The sequence below is a fragment of the Nostoc sp. FACHB-133 genome, from assembly GCF_014698055.1.
Lineage (GTDB): Bacteria > Cyanobacteriota > Cyanobacteriia > Cyanobacteriales > Nostocaceae > Nostoc.
Genome location: NZ_JACJSH010000003.1, coordinates 279,356 through 298,837 on the forward strand (window position 1 = coordinate 279,356; position 19,482 = coordinate 298,837).

General features: G+C 41.5%; 10 protein-coding genes. 5 read left to right on the forward strand and 5 right to left on the reverse strand.

Annotated features, from left to right (window positions below; translation table 11 throughout):
• Positions 1-95 precede the first annotated feature (95 nt).
• The gene (locus H6G86_RS04510) at positions 96-6,320 is read left to right on the forward strand and encodes an ATP-binding sensor histidine kinase (RefSeq protein WP_190933308.1); all 6,225 of its coding nucleotides are present in this window, start codon (positions 96-98) and stop codon (positions 6,318-6,320) included.
• Here H6G86_RS04510 and H6G86_RS04515 read toward each other — a convergent pair.
• The 5 genes from H6G86_RS04515 to H6G86_RS04530 all read right to left on the reverse strand — a co-directional run bounded on the left by H6G86_RS04515 (position 6,289) and on the right by H6G86_RS04530 (position 13,053).
• Positions 6,289-10,809, reverse strand: a complete 4,521-nt coding sequence (locus H6G86_RS04515; protein WP_190933309.1) for a PAS domain-containing protein — start codon at positions 10,807-10,809, stop codon at positions 6,289-6,291. The two genes, H6G86_RS04510 and H6G86_RS04515, sit on opposite strands and share 32 nt — an antisense overlap.
• Positions 10,810-10,872: 63 nt before the next feature.
• Positions 10,873-11,514: an IS630 family transposase gene (locus tag H6G86_RS04520; RefSeq protein WP_190933310.1), complete on the reverse strand. Its 642-nt coding sequence runs from the start codon at positions 11,512-11,514 to the stop codon at positions 10,873-10,875.
• Positions 11,433-11,819: a helix-turn-helix domain-containing protein gene (locus H6G86_RS39955; protein ID WP_190933311.1), complete on the reverse strand. Its 387-nt coding sequence runs from the start codon at positions 11,817-11,819 to the stop codon at positions 11,433-11,435. Before H6G86_RS39955 ends, H6G86_RS04520 begins: the two co-directional genes overlap by 82 nt.
• A gap of 148 nt (positions 11,820-11,967) precedes the next feature.
• On the reverse strand, positions 11,968-12,102 hold the full coding sequence (locus H6G86_RS39435; protein ID WP_277883539.1) for a hypothetical protein: 135 nt from the start codon (positions 12,100-12,102) through the stop codon (positions 11,968-11,970).
• Positions 12,103-12,186: 84 nt separating this feature from the next.
• Complete coding sequence (locus H6G86_RS04530) at positions 12,187-13,053, reverse strand: WCX domain-containing protein (protein ID WP_190933312.1); 867 nt, start codon at positions 13,051-13,053, stop codon at positions 12,187-12,189.
• Between the two features lie 320 nt (positions 13,054-13,373).
• Between H6G86_RS04530 and cas3 the strand changes: the two genes are divergently transcribed.
• The 4 genes from cas3 to cas10d are packed head-to-tail and all read left to right on the forward strand — an operon-like array spanning position 13,374 to position 19,474.
• The gene (gene cas3 / locus H6G86_RS04535; RefSeq protein ID WP_190933313.1) at positions 13,374-15,506 is read left to right on the forward strand and encodes a type I-D CRISPR-associated helicase Cas3'; all 2,133 of its coding nucleotides are present in this window, start codon (positions 13,374-13,376) and stop codon (positions 15,504-15,506) included.
• Positions 15,507-15,534: 28 nt separating this feature from the next.
• On the forward strand, positions 15,535-15,795 hold the full coding sequence (locus H6G86_RS04540; protein WP_190933314.1) for a DUF433 domain-containing protein: 261 nt from the start codon (positions 15,535-15,537) through the stop codon (positions 15,793-15,795).
• Positions 15,792-16,172: a DUF5615 family PIN-like protein gene (locus tag H6G86_RS04545; protein WP_190933315.1), complete on the forward strand. Its 381-nt coding sequence runs from the start codon at positions 15,792-15,794 to the stop codon at positions 16,170-16,172. Before H6G86_RS04540 ends, H6G86_RS04545 begins: the two co-directional genes overlap by 4 nt.
• A complete protein-coding gene (cas10d, locus tag H6G86_RS04550) occupies positions 16,172-19,474 on the forward strand; it encodes a type I-D CRISPR-associated protein Cas10d/Csc3 (protein ID WP_190933316.1) in 3,303 nt (1,100 codons plus the stop codon). The genes H6G86_RS04545 and cas10d overlap by 1 nt, the downstream gene beginning before the upstream one ends.
• The last annotated feature ends 8 nt before the right edge of the window (positions 19,475-19,482 follow it).

A 19,482-nucleotide genomic window follows, 5' to 3' on the forward strand; every position in this document is an offset into this window, starting at 1 on the left:
CGATACATCCAAAACGTAAATAATTGCCAAAGTTTGTTACAAAAAATGTCTTGTGGGGAATTCTAAACTGACTAGAAAAATTCCCTGAAAAAGTGATGAGCGCAAAAGTGGATGTAACTGTAACACTGGCAGGCTACCAAATTATAGAGCAACTATACTCAGGTTCACGTACACTCGTATATCGCGCGGTCAGAGAAGCAGATAACCAAGCAGTTGTAATCAAGCTTTTAAAACGGGAGTACCCCAGCTTTAGTGAACTCGTACAGTTTCGCAACCAATATGCCCTAGCCAAAAACCTAGAGATTCCTGGGATTATTAAGCCCTACAGCCTAGAACCCTATAATAATGGCTATGCTTTGGTGATGGAAGATTTTGGTGGCATATCGCTGCGACAATTTATTAAGGAACAGCCGCAACACTTAGACCAATTTTTAATTATAGCCCTACAACTAACAGAGATTCTGCACCAGTTACATCAACAACGGGTGATTCATAAAGACATTAAACCTGCTAATATCCTGATTCACCCAGACACCAAGGTGTTAAAGCTGATAGACTTCAGCGTTTCCTCCTTGTTACCGAGAGAAACCACCGAAATCCAAAATCCAAATGTCCTGGAAGGGACTCTAGCTTATCTATCACCAGAACAGACAGGACGCATGAATCGGGGGATTGACTACCGCAGCGACTTCTATTCATTGGGAGTAAGTTTCTTTGAGATACTGACAGGAAAAGTGCCTTTTGATGCTCAAGACCCGATGGAATTAGTGCATTGTCATATTGCAAAACTTCCTCCTAATGTGTGCGATGTCAACTCTGAGATCCCTGTAGTTGTGGGAGAGATCATCCATAAGCTGATGGCGAAAAATGCCGAAGACCGCTACCAAAGTGCGTTGGGACTAAAACATGATTTGCATCTATGTATAGAAAAACTGAACGGAATAGGGAAAATTGAGCATTTCGCGATTGGAAAGCGAGATATAAGCGATCGCTTCGTAATGGCAGAAAAACTCTATGGCAGAGAGCAAGAAGTTAAAATATTACTAGAAGGATTCGAGCGGGTTGCCAGTGGGACATCGGAGTTCATGTTAGTGGCGGGGTTCTCCGGCATTGGTAAAACGGCAGTGGTGAATGAAGTACATAAACCCATTGTCCGGCAACGAGGCTACTTTATTAAAGGCAAGTATGACCAGTTCAACCGCAACATTCCCCTCAGTGCCTTTGTACAAGCCTTCCGTGACTTAATGGGGCAGTTGTTAGGCGAAAGTGACACCCAATTAAAGCAATGGAAATGGAAGATTTTGACAGCGTTGGGGGAAAATGCCCAAGTAATTATCGATGTGATTCCTGAGTTAGAGGAGATTATTGGGCAACAATCCCCAGTGGTGGAACTATCAGGTAATGCTTCTCAGAACCGTTTTAATCTGTTGTTCCAAAAATTTATTCAAGTATTTACTACAGTTACACATCCCTTGGTGATGTTTTTGGATGATTTACAGTGGGCAGATTCAGCATCACTAAACTTGATTCAGGTGTTGATTAGCCAGAAAAAAAGCGGCTTTATGTTATTGATTGGTGCATATCGTGATAACGAGGTATCGCCTGCTCATCCGTTGATATTAACGTTAGAAGAAATCAAAAAATCTGGGACTACGGTCAATACAATCACACTGGCTCCCTTAAGTCAAGAAAGTTTAAACTTGCTGGTTACAGATACATTGCAATGTCCAGCAGCGATCGCTCAACCTTTAACCCAGCTAGTTTATCAAAAAACTCAAGGAAACCCCTTTTTCAGCACACAGTTTCTCAAGGCTCTACATGAAGACAGAGCTATTGAGTTTGATCCTCAAGCTGGGCATTGGCAGTGTGATATTAGTGATGTACAATCGCTCTCTCTGAGAGATGACGTGGTAGAGTTCATGGCAATGCAGTTGCAGAAGTTGCCAGTTGCCACTCAAAATATCCTCAAACTCGCAGCGTGCATTGGTAATTCTTTTGATTTAGCAACATTGGCAATTGTCGATGAGAAGTCGCAAGCTGAAACTGCAACTGACTTGTGGAAAGCCCTTCAAGAAGGATTAGTGATTCCCAGCAATGATATTTACAAGTTTTATCAGTCTAAATCAGAGTTGTTGATTGAGGAGAATGAACAGATAGAAGCAGATAATAAAGTAGTTGTTTTCTACAAATTTTTACACGATCGCGTCCAACAAGCTGCTTATTCGCTCATTCCCGATAACCAAAAACAACTGATGCACTTAAAAATTGGGCGATTGCTCTTAAGTGTCATGAATGAAACGGAAAAAGAGGAAAAAATCTTCGAGATTGTTAATCAATTAAATAAAGGAGCCGATTTAATTGTCTTAGAAACAGAACGAGAGAGATTAGCAAAGCTAAATCTAGCTGCTGCACAAAAATCCAAATCTGCAACCGCTTACCTCACCGCGATTGAATATACAACTAAAGGCATGGAACTTCTCACATCAAATTGTTGGCGGAAATGCTATGAGTTAACGTTGGCTCTATATGATTTAGCCGCAGAATTAACCTGTCTGAGCGGTTACTTTAAACAAATGGAGCAGATAGTTGATGAGGTACTACAAAATGCTCGTCAATTACTAGACAAAGTAAAAGTTTATGAAGTGAGAATTTTGGCTGATGTCGCTCAGAGTCAACAGCCTAAAGCCATTAAAACCGCTCTTTCTGCTTTGAAATTATTTGGAGTGTCGTTTCCAGAGGAGCCAACTGACGCAGATATTACTGAAAGTTTGCAACAGACTCAAGATGTATTAAAAGGAAAACATTTAGAAGATTTGTTGGAACTGCCTGAGATGAAAGACCTCCGAGGTCTGGCCGTGGTCCGAATTTTAGCAACTGTGACAGCAGCAGTCTATCAAGCGGTTCCAGCATTGCTGCCGTTAATCGTGTGCAAGCAGGTGAGGTTATCGGTTGCTTATGGTAATGCTGGGGTATCAGCACAGGCTTATGCTTGGTATGGAGTAATTTTGTGCGGTATTGGAGAAATAGATTTAGGCGATCGCGTTGGTGAACTGGCAATGGGACTACTATCACGCTTCGAGAGTAGAGAATTTAAAGCCAGCACGATTAACATGGTTTATCCTTTTGTGAAACCTTGGAAACATCATATTCAAAATTCACTCACTCCTTTGCTCGACGGATACCATAGCGGTCTGGAGATGGGTACTTTAGAATATGCTGCTTACTGTGCCTACAATTATTGTTCGCTGTCCTTTTTTCTCGGAAAAGATTTGTCAATCTTAGAACCAGAGATGAAGGTTTACAGTCAAGCATTGGATCAACTCAAACAGGAAGTTGCTCACAATTATCTGAGAGTCTTTTACCAATCCGTCTTAAATTTACTGGGACAGAGTAAGTGTCCTTGGGAAATTAAAGGTGTGGTTTATGACGAAGAAATGATGTTGCCCAAGCATCAGCAGGCTAACGATCTCTATGCAATGGGAACACTGTATATTAATAAACTAATTCTTTGTTACTTGTTCAATGAGTGGGAACAAGCAACAAAAGTGGTAGTTAATGCCAAACAATATTTGAATGGTGTATCCGGTTGTTTCATGATTCCGGTGTTTCACTTTTACGATTCATTAACCCATCTGGCGATGTTACCCAACGCCCAAGGTAAGGAATGTAATAGTTTGCCCCAAGAAGTTGTTAGCAACCAGAAGAAGCTCAAAGATTGGGCAAACCATGCCCCTACAAACCATTTACACAAATTTTATTTGGTTGAAGCAGAGCAGTATCGGGTGTTGGGGCGAATGTATGAAGCAATGGATTACTACGATCGCGCGATCGCCTCCGCGAAAGCAAATGCATTTCTTCAAGAAGAAGCCCTCAGCAATGAACTAGCAGGCAGATTTTACCTCAATTGGGGTAAAGAAAAACTCGCCCAAGCATATATGCAAGAAGCATATTACTGCTACGCCCATTGGGGAGCGAAAGCCAAAATAACTGACTTGGAACAGCGCTATCCTCAGCTTTTAACCGCAATTGTGCAACAACCGCAACCTTTACTTAAGCCATCTGACACAATTTTTGCCCCATCTTTTCATTCGACTCAAACCTCTAGCTCCAGCAATATTACAGAATCGCTCGATTTGGCAACCATTCTCAAAGCCTCTCAAACTCTTTCTGGTGAAATTGAATTAGAAAAACTCCTAATGATGCTGCTTCAGATAGTAATTGAAAATGCTGGGGCAGAAAAATGCGTGTTAATGCTCCTGCGGGACAATCGCTTGTTGATTAAAGGGACTATCAGCGTTAATACTCAACCCATCGTTCTGCAAAGAATTCCAGTGGAGGAAAGTGAGGAAATTCCTCTAAGAGTAATTTATCACGTCAAACATTCCTTACAACCTGTGGTGTTGGCGGATGCCACTAATCATCCAGTCTTTGCCAGCGATACTTACATTTTAAGCCAACAGCCAAAAAGCATCTTGTGTAATCCGATTCTCCATCGGGGTCGATTCGCAGGTATCCTTTATTTGGAGAATAACTTGACGACTGGGGCATTTACTAGCGATCGCGTCGAACTGCTTAACCTGTTATGTACTCAAGCCGCTATTTCTCTAGAAAATGCCCGGCTTTATGAACAGACACAACAAACACTGGTAGAACTGCGTGCCAGTGAAGCCCGCTTCCAGAAGGTGGTTGACAATATTCCAGGGATGGTATTCCAATTCTGTCTGGCTACCGATGGCTCTCTCTGGACACCCTACGTCAGTTCGGGTTGCTATGACCTGTATGAGGTTGATCCAAAAGCAGTGATGGCAGGGGTACACAACATTCACCTCATGGCGCATCCAGACGATTCCCCAATGCTGGGACAGTTAGTTGCTGATTCTGGTCGAATGTTAACGCCTTTTAGTCACGAGTGGCGAATTGTGACTCCTTCAGGCAAAATCAAATGGATTCAATGTGTTTCTCGGCCAGAACTGCAAGCTGATGGCTTGATTGTGTGGGATGGGGTAGTGATTGATATTAGCGAACAGCAAGCTGCACTTCGTGAACGCAAACGTGCTGAAGCTGCTCTACAAACTTCTGAGAAAAATCTCCGCACTATTTTTAATAGTGTTAATAATGCCATCCTTGTTCACGATTTGAATGGTGTGGTTTTGAATGCTAACGATTCGGCTTTAAAGCTCTATGGACTAGACAAAGAGGAAATTACACGAATCTCTGTCTTGGAACACTGTTCTGCACCCGATAATCCCTTTCACCTTGCTCCAGACTTTTGGGCAAAGGCATTAACTGGAAAAACCGTTAACTTTGAGTGGAAAAGCAAAAAATTCAGGGATGGTACAGTCTTTGATACCGATATCACACTTACCAAAATTTTTCTGGATGGTGAAACGGTGATTCTTGCCAATATCCACGATATTAGCGATCGCAAACGCGCCGAAGTCCAATTGAATCATCGCACAGCAGAATTAGAGCAAATCCTGCAACAACTCCAGCAAACCCAAACCCAGATGATCCAATCCGAGAAAATGTCAGGATTGGGGCAACTTGTGGCAGGTGTTGCCCATGAAATTAACAACCCAGTCAACTTTATCTTCGGCAATCTTAGCCATGCAAATGAATACACCAAAAATATTCTGAGACTCCTGAAACTTTATCAGAAATATTACCCAATTCCCGACCCTGAGATTCAAGAAGAAGCCGAAGCGATGGACTTGGAGTTTTTAGTAGAAGACTTACCCAAACTTATTTATTCCATGCGAGTTGGAGCAGAACGCATTCAAAAAATTGTTGTCTCTCTACGCACTTTCTCGCGCATGGATGAAGCCGAGATGAAAGAAGTCAATATTCATGAGGGTATTGATAGCACACTGATGATTCTGCAACATCGGCTGAAAGCGAAACCTGATTCTCTTGGCATTGAGATTGTCAAAGCTTATGGAGAGTTACCGTTAGTCGAATGCTATGCCGGACAACTCAATCAAGTGTTTATGAATCTTTTGAGCAATGCCATTGATGCCCTAGAAGAAGCGAACGCTCAAGACCAAACCTTAACTCCTACCATTACGATTAGCACTTGCCTGGTAGAAAGCAAACAAGTTGTCATTAAAATTGCAGATAATGGCTCCGGAATTCCTGCTCATATCAAGCAAAAATTATTTGATCCATTCTTTACGACAAAAGCTGTCGGCAAAGGTACAGGAATGGGACTTTCTATTAGTTATCAAATTGTGGCTGAAAAACACAAAGGCACATTACATTGTGTTTCCGAACCGGGACAGGGAGCCACATTCATTGTGATGATTCCGATTTGCCAATCTTGATCTGTGCGAGTGCTACCACAGCTTGAACTAACTCTTCTGGATCGAGGGGCTTGGTAACGTGGCGTTGATAGCCACCGGTTATGGCTCGCTGGTAATCATCAACTCTGGCATAAGCAGTCAAAGCGATCGCGGGAATTTGTCCGCCTTTTTCGGGGGTTAAAGTTCGGATCTGTTGAATCAAGGAATAACCATCGACTTCAGGCATCCCAATATCACTGACTAACACATCGGGTTGAAAGGACTCCAGGTTTGCTAACACTTCTGCCGCAGAAGCAACAGTTAAGACTGTTGCTCCGTATTCAGTAAGCAATACTGTTAATAGCTCACGGGCATCGGGGTCATCATCCACTGTCAGAACTCGAATTCCCGTGAGTTCAAGTCCTGGTTGTGGCAACTCATCTGTCTGCTTGATTTCTGGTTGAAGATTCAGCAGTGGCAACTGGACTGTAAAGGTAGCTCCCAAGCCAACACCCGGACTGTCAGCCATGATGGTGCCGCCGTGAGCCTCAACCAACTGCCGGACGATCGCTAATCCCAATCCTAACCCGCCATACTTACGAGTAATTGAGACATCTTCTTGACGGAATGACTCAAAAATATATGGGAGAAACTCAAGGTTAATGCCTTTACCAGTATCACGGACGATAATCTGCGCCTGCTCATCTACTTGCTCTAATCGGATTTCAACCCGTCCTCCCTTGGGGGTAAACTTGATAGCATTGGAAAGTAAATTCCAAACGATCTGTTGCAAGCGGTTGGAATCTCCAGAGACTTGCCCAATATTTGGCAGCACCGGATGCAACGCAATTGATTTGGCAATGGCTGCTGTAGTTACCGTGTCGATCGCAGATTCAATAATAAATGCCAGATTCACAGGTGCAGCATCTATGGTGAGTTTACCGCGTAGAATCTTGGCAACATCCAGCAAGTCATCAATCAGTTGAGTTTGCAGTTTGGCATTGCGTTCAATGGTGGCTAAGGCTTCAGCTGTTTTGGTTTCACTAAATTTACGGGTTTGCAGCAGTTTTGTCCAGCCAAGAATCGGGTTGAGAGGCGATCGCAATTCATGGGAGAGAACGGCCAGAAACTCATCTTTGATCCGATTGGCGCGTTCGGCTTCTGCTCTGGCTGCTTGCTCTTGGGCAAGTAGGCGATTGCGTTCAACTTCTAGTTCCTTTTGATCGTGAATATCTGTACAGGTGCCAAACCATTTCACCACCTGCCCCCGTTGGTCTTTTAGCGGCATACCCAGCACCAGATGCCAACGGTAGCTGCGATCAGAAGCTCGTCTAAAGCGATATTCATCACGATAGCTAATACCTTGATGCACAGCATTACTCCACACCGATTCAGCCGCTTGCATATCGTCTGGGTGAACGGCTGATATCCAACCCTGCCCAGTAATGTGTTCAACACACAATCCGGTATAATCACGCAATCGCTGATTCGCGTAATCGCACGAACCACTGGCATTGCAAGTCCAAACAAGTTGCGGAATCGCCTCTGCTAGGTAGCGGTAGCGTTCTTCACTTTGCCGTAATTCTTCCTCTACCTGTTTGCGATCGGTGATATCTTGCACGTTGCCCAGCATCCGTACCCCATTGCCCGCAGCATCATAGAAAACCTTAGCTCTAGCTGCTAACCAGCGAATGCCATCAGGATGTAGGATACGGTAATCTGTTTCATAGTACTCTTGCTGTTGCTGGATGGTGCAATTCACTATTTCATTGGCAGAGTTGCGATCATCTGGGTGCAAGCGGCTTAACCACTCTTCAAAGCTGACTTCCTGTGTGGTTGGGTCAAACCCGAGTAGATTGCAGTACTCTTCAGATACATGAGCGCTATTGCGGATAATGTCCCAATCCCATATTCCTGATCGCGTAGCTTTGTACGCCAGTTTCAACCGGGCTTCGCTCTCCTGCAATAGGAGTTCTGTCTTTTTGCGCTCGGTGATGTCTCGTGAAATCAACAAGATTCGTTCTAGTTGCCCGGAAGCATCCAGAATCGGGCTAACAACCACTTCCCACCATTTGGGAGTGCCTTTTACAGTTGGGCAGTATCCGCGAAAAATGTTGACTTCACCTGTTTTAGCGGCAGCGAGTGCCTGCTCTGCCTGTTGTCGATAGTTGCCTTCCCAAAAACAGAGCCATTCAGTATTGAGATGGGAATTTAAGTCGTCAATTTCCATCAAACACAGTCCACCTGTATTCATGTACAGGAGCCGCCCATCAAGGCTTAATACTTTGATGCAGTCAGAACTGCTTTCTAAAATGCGGTTCTTAAATTCTTCACTCTGGCGCAGGGCTTCTTCGGTTTGTTGCCGAGTGGTGATATCTCGCCAGGTGGCAACAAATCCATCTCCAAATTTAGCCACGCGGATATCAAAGGCTTTAACTAAGCGTTGTTGTCCGTACTCATCCTGATAAATTAGGCTGTCTTTAATCAGCGGTTGTCCTGTTTCTAATACCTGGCAGTATTCATCAAACAATCCACTTTCACGATGCCCTGGTAGTAATTCACACAACCCCCGCCCAATCTGCTCCTCATAAGTCATTTGATTGTTGACACAAGCCGCATTATTGACATATTCAGTCACAAAATCGACAATCTGTCCCTGCTCATTCCGCACAGCACGGTATACGCCAAAGCAGTCCAGCATATTTTCAACCGATGTGCGGAAGCGTTCTTCGCTATCTTGGAGAGCTTTGAGAGAGTGTTTGCGATCGCTGATGTCTTCGGCAATACCTGCAAAACGATAAATCTCTCCTGTTTCATCTCGAAGCCCAAAACAGCGATCGTGAACCCAGCGAATACTACCATCGGGTAAAATAATGCGGTATTCTTCATCAAAGTTACCTGCGACAGCTTTTTCATGAAACGCTCTGTCTGTCGCTTCTCGATCCTCTGGGTGAATACAATCGACCCATGCTTGTTGTCCTTGATACAATTCCTGCGGGTTCAATCCCCACAGTTTTTTATATGCAGGACTGACATAGCTAACTCGATTTTCCGACACCTCTTTGATCCAAAACACCGCATCAATATTTTCTGCGAGTTGGCGAAAACGTTCCTCACTCTCGCGCAGAGCTTCGGCTGACCGTTTACGTTCGGTGATATCTAGATCGATACCCGCCATCTGAATCGGTTGTCCGTGTTGGTCGTAAAATACCTTGCCCTGGCTCAGTGCCCACCGAATCGTACCGTTGGGATATACTACCCGAAATTCAATGTCATAGTTTTCTCCAGTGGCGACAGCACGATCTACAGCTGCCAGCAAGCGATCGCGATCGTCAGGGTGGACTCGCGCCACAAACATTTCAAATGAGCCGTCAAACTCTCCTGGTTGCAGTCCAAATAAGGCTTCCAGGTTATCCGACCAGGTAATTTTTCCTGTTTGGATGTTCCAGTTCCACGTTCCCATCCGAGAGGCTGATAGTGCCAATCGCAGATGTTCTTCGCTTTGGCGCAGTTCTGCTTCTACCTGTTGGCGTTCCTTTAGCTCACGCTGTGCCTGCTGATACAGTTCTGCCTGTCGCAAGGCGATACTCACCTGAGTTGCCAACTCTTTAAGCAAGTCAATTTCTAAGGGCTGCCAAAATCGCGGGGAGGTACAATGATGAGCAATTAGCAATCCCCAAAACTGGTTGTCTTGCAGAATTGGTACAACCAGATGAGCTTTGACTTGAAACTGTGCCAACAATTCACAGTGGGATGGGTCAATACTGCTGTCATGAATGTCCGATACTGCCGTTACTTGCCCCTGATAATAGCCTTCGATATAATTCTTGATAAAGGCGGGATCGTAGCTGACAAGTTGCGGTTGATTGGAGGTGATGTAGGTTTCAGCTAGGAAGGGATCTTGGATAGTAGAGGAAAGAAGCGATCGCCACTCTGTCCCAACCGATTCTGCCACTACTGTCCCATCCCCACTAGGATTTAACCGAAAAACCAGGACGCGATCTGTGTGGAGAAACTGCCGCACCTCGGCTACAGTTGCCTGAAGAATTTCATCCAGATTCAGAGACAAGTGAATTTGCTGGGTAATTTGCGCGACTACGCGCTCTCGTTCAATACGCTGTTGCAGTTGGGTGCGTAGCCGCACTGTTTCAATTGCCCCATTGATTGCTATTTGTAGCCCTTGTGCGGTAATTTGCTCTTTGACAATATAATCTTGTGCGCCGGCTTTCATCGCCTGAACTGCGATCGCCTCATTGCCCTGCCCTGTGACAACAATCACAGGTAGGCACTGCTGTTGAGTTGAGGGTTGCAATTTAGCCAGAAATTCCAGTCCGTCTATGTCAGGCAGTCGATAATCAAGTAAAATGGCATCTGGTTGATGTTGCTGGCAAAGTTCTAGCCCTTGCTGTCCCAGGGTTCCTTCTAGGAAAGTGTAAGAATATTCGCGATCGCGCAACAAATACCGCCGATATAGCTCTCGATCTTCTGGGGAATCATCGACAATTAAGAGGGTGCGCTGTTGCTGAGACATCGTGAATTAATTGAGCGGATAGAGTTCAAGCCCACATTCCGCAGGTTACAGCACTTCCGGCTGTTATGAGGTACAGTAGCAGCAATTAGCAAACCAGTTTCTTAAATGTTGAGGATTTATTAAGTCGAGTGCAACTGATATTAGTTTATCAACCATTTCTGTTGTAGTTGGAGCAAAACTGCGTAAGAAAGATTTAAGTTGTGACCACCATAATTCAATTGGATTAAAATCGGGAGAATATGGGGATAAACAAAGAACTGAAGCGCCGACAGCTTCAATCATTGGCACAATTGAATCGAGTTTATGCGCGGATAAATTATCCATCACTACGACTGCTCCTGACCATAACTCTGGTACTAAAAACTTCTCAATAAATACTTCAAAAGCTTCGCCATCCATTGAATTATTCATTGTCATTAATGCGACTACTTTTTTAATACTAATTGCTCCAATTACTGTAACTTTTGATCCCCGATAGAAGGGGTTAAGAGAGTAAGCTCTTGTTCCAATTTGTGAACGGGCATGAGTCCTTGTTAAACCAAGTAGAACGCCAGTTTCGTCCAAAAATACTAAATTTTCTGGCTCTATATGTTTGACCTTTTCCCAAAAATCTAATCTTAAATTCAGGACTCTCTCCGTGCCTGCTTGGGTACTCCGCTTTGTTTTTTTTTCCGATTTAATCCTAATTTCTGTAACGCACGACACATTGCACTTCGACCTACGAAATTGCCAGTCTTGTCTGCAAATAATTCACACAATTCTATTAATGTTGCATCTGGATGTGATGCAACTAATTCTGTCAACTCTATGTCAGCATTTGTTAGATGACTAAATTGTGGCTTTCCTCGCGGCTTGGATTGTAAATTTCCTTCAACTTTTTGTTGTTTTACAAGCTTTTGGACTAAACTCTTTGAGACGGAAAATATATTAGCTACTTTCCTGATTGAGATGTTTTTCTGAAGATGTGCCGCAACTATTTTTTCTCGAAGCTCGACAGAGTATGACTTCATTTAAAAGTATTTATATTTTAATCTAGTGTACCTTATAACAGACGGAAGTGCTGTATCATAGAGAGATTACTATTTTTGAAATAGCGCTAAAATCCTCATCCATGTAAGAATTTTACCATACCCTCTATTTTATGACTTTAGGAAAAGTCTATGATAATCCTGTGCGCCGACCGATCGCCTCAAAGCATTGCAATTGCTCGTCCGAAAAGGCAACAGTTGCAGGCAATTCAGGATTATCTCGTCCCTGAATCAGTTGAGCGTGAACTCTTATTGGATTTTCCACCACCTCTTACTCCCTACAACTCCTTCTGTTAGTAGTTTACTTGGACTTGTCTGTACACCGTAGCCGACTCGGAGAGGGAAAGAGTTAAGACCTGATTTCGATATCGTATAACTGGCAGAGGGTGAGGAGTTTTTGTTTAAGGCGATCGCGCACATTCTCAGGTAATATCACTACACAATCTGGCGCATACTGCATAACTTCGCGGCTAAACCAAAATGTACTAGATACTCGCCTAACAACTCGCCGGACTCGCGCTTTATCTGGTAGCCATTCATTAATATTGTCTTCTGGTTTAGCTTGATAGGCAAAAGCCAAACCTGCAAATAGATGCATTTCCACTTCTATCTCAGCCAAATTAGTACGCCACTCACCAGAAATTGGCATAACAGCAGCTTCTGTAATCCTGTCTAATCGTAAACTCCAGTTGTGAACTAGTTCTGGGATATCAAAATTCCCTTCTGTCTCTTCGCACCAGCAATCAATATATTGCCGCTTTTCGTGGGGTGTAACTTTGGCGTGGCGAACCGTGAAGTTTAATAAGCGTCCGGTTGCATCTTGATAAGAAAGCTGAAATGGTTGGTTTCGTAAGATGTATTTATCTATTTGTAAACGCCAAGCTGGGGGCAAATTTTCTAAGAAACGTTCGATTTCGCCCCGCAACGGTAATGATAGTTCGCTGCGTTCGAGAAGTAAGTTTGCAATAATTTGGGCTTGTTCAATTTGCCCGATGTCTGTTAACGCATTGATACATCTATGTAATGCCCTGATGCGTGGTTCTTTCCAATCGTTATTGTTACCGATGAGTAACTTACGTTGAGCGATCGCTTTAATTAACTTAGAGATGTTAGGCTCTTCTCCCCACATCATACCGAATTCACGAGCGATCGCTTCTAGCTCGGCTTTATCATGTTCTGATATCGACAGTGTAATAGATTGACCTTTTCGACTCATATTTTATACGGACACTTTTATACGGATATATATTGGCAACTTCTATTTTGCATGGCATTATAGGGAATAACAACGAGTTACGGACAGTTTTTAAGTAAAGTGAAAAACTCGCACCAATGGTGCGAGAAATAGCCTGAAAATGTTTTATACCCATCTAAAAAACTGCAACCAATGGTTGCAGAAATTTGTGGGTGGTATTTAGCACATATATAAAACTGCCACCATTGGTGGCAGAAATCGGATTAGATTTACTAAATCTGTCATTCTTTTTGTATAAAAATTCCGAGAAACCAAGCATTTAACATAGGAATTTCAAGGATATGTCTGAAAATTACAGTATTAGCCTCAAACCTGTTTATTCTAAAACCGTCCCTACACCTGATGGTGTGAAATTACCTAATGATTGGTCACTCTCTTGGCATCAAGTGGCAACTCTGGAGGCATTACGCGATCCAAGTATTGAGGTAATTTTCAACACTGCAATGACTGGAGATGGTAAAAGCTTGGCTGCTTATTTGCAGGCCATGACAAGTAGGACACCGACTTTAGCAATGTATCCAACAAACGAGTTAGCAAGAGATCAAGAAAAACAGGTTCAAGGATATAAAGATATTTTTAAACCTCAGAAAGATCCGCAAATAAGACGATTAACAGCAGCTATTTTGGAGAAGGATATAGCGACTGGTAAACTCTCTTCTAAACGAGATGGGATAGAAGACTTTTCTATTAACTATGAAATTCTACTGACCAACCCTGACATTTTCCACTACATCCATAATTTTTACTACTTGAGAGGAAAAATAGATAACCCTGACAGGTTATTCAGACGTATAGACGAGAATTACAAATTATTTATATATGATGAATTTCATGTTTTTTCATCTCCGCAAATAGCTAGTGTCATTAATACAATACTTTTAATGAGACACACTGGAAATCCAAATAAGAAATTTCTTTTTCTTTCTGCAACACCTAATGAATTACTCAAGAGTTATTTTCAAAAAGCTGGAATAGAACCGAAGATTATCGATCCGGTTGATGTTGGAGCTTACAAATTTTCATCAGATGATTCAACGGATGGGTGGCGGCAGATTAGTCAACCTATTAACTTATGCTTTGCTCAAGGGATAGAGCCTAATCTTAGTTCTAGCTACAAATGGATAGAAGAAAATGCTGAAACGGTGATTTTAAAGTTTTTTCAAGACTATCCTAACAGCAAAGGTGCAATTATTTTAAATTCCATCGCCGCAGTTAAAAAGCTAATAGATAAGTTAAAACCTATTTTTGAACCACGATGGAAGGTTAGAGAAAATACTGGTTTAACTGGAGAAACTGAAAAATCTCAATCAGTTGCTGAGGCAGATTTACTTTTGGGTACGTCTACAATTGACGTTGGTGTAGACTTTCGGATTAATTTTCTAGTTTTTGAAGCTGCTGATGCAGGAAATTTTATTCAACGATTTGGTAGACTTGGCAGACATAAAGGTTTTGAAACTTGTCAAGCTTACGCTCTAATACCTAACTTTCTTGTTGCAAGGCTATTTACAGATAAATCTCATCCTTTACAAGATGATGAAACTTACGATCGCGTTAATTTTAATAATACAATTAATCAATTTTGGACATTTAAAAATCAGTTTGAGCGATATCCTCAGCGATGGGGTGGTATTCAATCAGCTTATATCTATTCAAAGCTGCAAGGAAACCATCACATGAAAGAGAAATATCCAGAGGTAGCTAAGAAATTTGGTACTAGTGTACAAAATGCTTTAGGAATTAGCATTAAACAGATGAATGCACAGTTTTATCGCTGTCAGAGTGAAGGAAAAACAAAAATTATTGATGAGGCTAGGAGTTTTCGGGGAAGTAGCCAGTTAGACTGTGGAATTTATGACTTAACTAATCCAGATGAGCCAGAAGCAGAAAGATTTAAAATGTATAATCTTCCTGGCATTCTCAATAACTTTATTTTCGAGTTATGGGATAAAAATAGCTTTATGGAAAAAGCCGAGAAAGCTGGAGTAATTACTACTCGCTTTGATAAAGCTTTGTGTTATTTAAAGTTCAAAAGCTATCGGGATGTGCGGGAAGATTGGCACTTCTATTATCCGGGGAATCTGAGAGAATTAGCTAAATGCGGTAAGGTGCAAGTTCTACCAGATAAACAACACGAACTACAAGGTTTAGAGATTTCGCAACGACACGGCTACGGTATCAACCAAATTAGTGATGCTGTGAGTAGACGTAAACTAGTGTGCTTCATTTCAGACCGCGATCGCAACTTTTTACGCGCCACTCTCGGATTACCTATGCACTTTCAAGCTTACCCCCTTACTGACGAGCCAGAAGAGACACATCCGCGCTACACCATTACTTTTGGACAAGATGCGCTGTTATTGGAAACCTTAACTTGGCATTGGAAGCCAAAAGACGATGAAGGATGGATATGTTAGAACTAGAGGCTATTAGAGGTGAAGCTACATGACTAACAATGATTTGCTTTCTCGTATTTCCATCGATCCGAATATTTGTTTTGGTAAACCGTGCATTCGCGGACACCGGATTTGGGTATCACTAATTTTGGATTATTTAGCTGGTGGTACAACAATTGAAGAAGTTCTTGAAGCTTATCCAAGCATAGAAAGAGAAGATGTACTGGCTTGCATCGCCTACGGCGCAGAGATGGCGCGGGATGTTTTTGTGGAACTTCCTTTAACAAAAAAAAAGGAAGCAAATGCGTGAAATTAAAGCTAGATGAAAATATCGACTTGCGTGTTGTAACTTTATTGCAATTAGCAGGACACGATGTTGCAACAGTACCAGGACAAGGCTTAAGTTCTGCACCCGATCCCGAAGTTATTGAGGTTTGTCGCCGTGAGGGTAGATGTTTAATCACTTGCGATCGCGGCTTTGGAAATCGTCTGAAATATAAGCCCTCTGACTATTCAGGAATTGTAATTATTCGTCTACCCTCTCGCTACATATTTGCTGATTGGCGTGAAGCTATTGAAATATTAATCACTGGGCTAGAATCCGCCGATGTGATAGGGAAATTATGGATTATTCAACAAGAAAAAATACTTGAATATCAAGCTATTGAAAGCGAGGAAGCAAATTAATGAACGAATTTGATGATGATTTACCGGAAGAAGTGCCAGATTTTGATTCAGAAAAAGATGAAGATGACGAATCGCCTATCAAACGTGAACTTCTCACTATTCGGTTATTTAAAGAAGCTGTAAAAAAGGCAAAAGGAAATGAAGGCGATCGCATCCTAGAAAAGTTTGCAGATTATGTCTTACCTAATTTAATTCGACAGCTAGCAGGTGCAACCGCTAAAGGTGGGAGGTTTACTGAAGACAGAAGAGCAGAAGGTAAAAATGTTGAGCGGAGTAAACATGATCAATCTCTCCTTGCACATCTTTTAAATGGGTTATTTCCTACTTATCGAATTCTGAAAAAACTACAGGAAGAGAAGTTAGGAACTAATGCGGTTAAGCGATTTTGTGAAGACCTGCAAGCTAATGTGTTTATTACATCCTATCTACTTCATGACTATGATAAATTCCCTGATTATACAACTTGGTTAATTGCTAATAATCAAGAGGGTAAATTCAAAAATCGCAACTGGAGACAAAATCCATCCAAAAAATCAGATGCTCCCAATCTCGGACGTAGGTATGTTGCCCAAAAAATTCTGGATTTTGGTTTAAATAATCTACTTGGAGAAGAATGGGAGGATTACATTGATGACATTATCTGGATTAGTAATAATTCTGGAGATAAGTATGATGCTGATCTGGGTCTTAAAAGTCGTGGGCTATCTCCTCTAGATGATGAAAGATTGGATGATAGAGTTAGGGGTATCCTTGTTAATCTTGTCAAACTATCTGATCGTTTTGCTTCAGTTGTCAAACACCCAAGAGATGCTGAGGATGGTAGTATACCTAAAATACTACAACATCTCAGTAATCATCAATTACAACTTACCTATCATTCCCTTTCAGAAAATCGTGGAATTCTCACAAATATTTTCAATAATGCTTTAATCGCAGCACATCGTGAAGAGTTTTATACACCATTACTCTATCTACCTGATGGCGTTGTCTATTTAGCTACTGCTGATGCTCCTCCGATTACAACTGATGGAATTCCTGAACAAGTTATTACCAAAATAAAGTACTTATGTGCAGAGAAACTGAAGGAAAGACAGACAGGTTTTAATCGTGGTGGTAAGGGATTAAAATTTGCAGATTATTACTGGTTATTTTTTGATGTAGTTGAATTAATGGAAGTTAGTATTAATGCTACTTCTCGACTACTTCCAGACTCAAAACCTGCTTCTGCTGATAAGCGAGGCGAAAGCTTGCTAAATTATCAAGCACAAGGCGAACTATCAGCACACTTAAATTTACAAATTGCTAATGAAATTCGCATTGATCGCTTGGCAGAATTTGGTGATGTTTTGTGTCGAGGGATTTGGGGTAGTTGGTGCGAAAAAGTTAATAATTGGCAGAAACAGCTAACAAAAAATCAGAGAAAAAGTATTCCAGATTTGGATTTGACACAAAAGCTAGCTGAATATTTGGAATTGTCAGCAGAAATTCCAGCCGTCAGAGAAATTCAATCTTTGAAAAAAACAGGTGGTGTACCTCTTGATTGGTATTACCTAGCAGCACAATACTTTCGTAATCATTCAGGATTAAGCTTTGCTCAAATCCTGGAAGTTATGAAAGGGATGGTGAATCATGCTGCTACTTTGATTAGACCAATTTTAGTAGAGTTTCAGAATATGCCCGATGGCTGGGATGACTTAAAAACTTATGTCAATCAAGTTATTTCTTTACCAACAGGCGCAGTTATAGAACCAAACCCAGACTCATTTTTAGTTGAACTTAAACGCTATAATGCCGCCAAAATTACAGGTAGAGGACGAAAAAATGTTTGTGCAATTTCTAGTTCTTCATATACTGTGACTGAACAGATGGAATCAGCAACTTTATTTGCTCCTCAAGTCTACAGTAATCGTCAGATTTTATTTAATGCTCAAGCTGCTAAACGGCAAATTTGCTCAATTTGGTCAATTGAAATTATGTTGAGACAAATTTTGATGAATCAAACAAATGCCGTAGGAGCAGATTTTGAAGGTCGGAAATATCGCTATCTCTACCTTTACCCAACTTACTTTTTTACCCCAGAAACCAATAAATTTTTGCAAAAAGCTTACAATCAATTTTCTCGAACTCGGTTTGATGCCGAAATGCGTAAGCATTTTATCTCAGAAAATCAAGTTGCAAAGTTTCAAATTGATGATTATCAAAAAGTTGATTCTCTCTTGATTAAAGAAAATCTAAAACCAGAAGATGACCGCACTTTTAAAATTAGCTTTCCAGAACATGAAACTCTGACATTTTTCTTTTTAGGTTTACCGCCTGGAAGAGACGCTACAGATACAGAATCTTGGGTAACACCAGCTTGGTTAGCATTAGCGTTACCGCTTGTTCTAGATGTGAAAGTCGTAGCATCAGAATCACCTGTACCACCTTTTATTAGTGGTGCTGATTTTGAACAAACAGTTTTAATTGATGGAGAACATCAAGCAATTCGTTCTCTGATTCAAAAAGATAACTATCGTTTAGATAGTATTCTACCTCGTAGTTTAGAAAAGCGTGAATTTTCTCCCCTCAATGCTCTCACTGCTGCTTACTCTATTCACTTGGAAGTTAACCGTAAAAAGGATGGCGATCCAGATTGGGGTAGATTAGCAGATTTAGCAAGGGATTTAGAAACCAATCCTCTCTATGTCTTCCATTACCTTAACAAATGGTTGCGAAAGCAAGACAAGATTGATTCTGTATCTATTGCCAAGATTCGGCTGTATCAAAAATTTTACTACTACTTCGATCCCAAAGGAGATGACATGACTAAACTTCAGGAATTAACAAAACTGTATCGCAGTTTTTATCGAGCTAAAAGTAAGGGGAAATCACCAAAAACTAATGCAATTATCAAGCCAATTGACGAGGCTGCTGATATTATTTTGAAATTTGAAAAATCTATAGCTAGTGATGAAAAATCTCTTACGGAGGTAGTAGCATCACGTTTAGCAAAACTCATGAATAATGTTCGACGTAAAGAAGCAGAAGGACAGGCTGCTTATGACTTAGTTAATGGAGAATTACGATATTTAACACCTGAAGAAGAACGACAAGCAATTTACAAGTTTGCTGAGTATTTTGTAGAGGTAATTTTTTATGAATGTTTTAAAGGTGATCGCGCTCGTTTAGCAGGTACACAACTAAACCTTATTAAGGATACTTGTGAATATCTTTATCGTGTAGCAGAAGATGAATATTGGAAAAACCGGAAGCAAAATTATCCTGAAGATATTACTGATGACTATGCTGAAGATGCAGCATAATATCAAAT